This window comes from Lactiplantibacillus sp. ME-2, from assembly GCF_022549155.1.
GTDB classification, from domain to species: Bacteria; Bacillota; Bacilli; order Lactobacillales; family Lactobacillaceae; genus Lactiplantibacillus; species Lactiplantibacillus plantarum.
On the sequence record NZ_JAKZEQ010000125.1, the window covers coordinates 1 to 613 of the forward strand.

General features: G+C 43.9%; 1 protein-coding gene. It reads left to right on the plus strand.

Features of this window, described 5'->3' with window-relative positions; all coding sequences use genetic code 11:
* Window positions 1-582: IS3 family transposase (locus MMY95_RS15650; RefSeq protein ID WP_241277828.1), on the plus strand; the 582-nt coding region annotated here is incomplete at its 5' end.
* Window positions 583-613 lie beyond the last annotated feature (31 nt).

Genomic DNA, 613 nt, shown 5'->3' on the forward strand with positions numbered 1-613 from the left:
CGAAAGTATAATTCTTACAAGGGAACTGTTGGCGTCATCGCCCCAAATCGACTTAAGCGACGATTCAAAACAGATCGGCCTTACCAGAAGTTAGTCACCGACGTCAGTGAATTTCGATATGGGAACCAAAGCCAAAATGAACGGGTTTATTTAGAACCAGTCCTCGACCTCTTCAATGGAGAGGTTCTGGCTTTCAATATCAGTGACCACCCGACCGTTGAATTCGCTTTAAAGCCTTTGAAAGAAGCCCTAAATCGAATACCGGTGTTAGATTATCGGACGACTGTCCATACTGACCAAGGGTTTCAGTATCAGCATCGCCACTGGCAAAACACGCTTAAAGAGCACCATGTATTTCAGAGTATGTCGCGTAAAGCCACTTGTCTCGACAACGCCACCATGGAGTCGTTTTTTCACATTATGAAAGTCGAGGTTATGGATGAACATTTTGAGACCAAAACAGCGCTTATCGAAGCTATGAACGAATGGATAGACTTCTACAATCATCGGCGCATCAAAACAAAACTGGACGGCAAGTCCCCGATAAAATACCGGGAACTTACCGTCCAGAAAGCAGCTTAATAAAGTTGTCCAATTTTAAGGGTTCACTTTA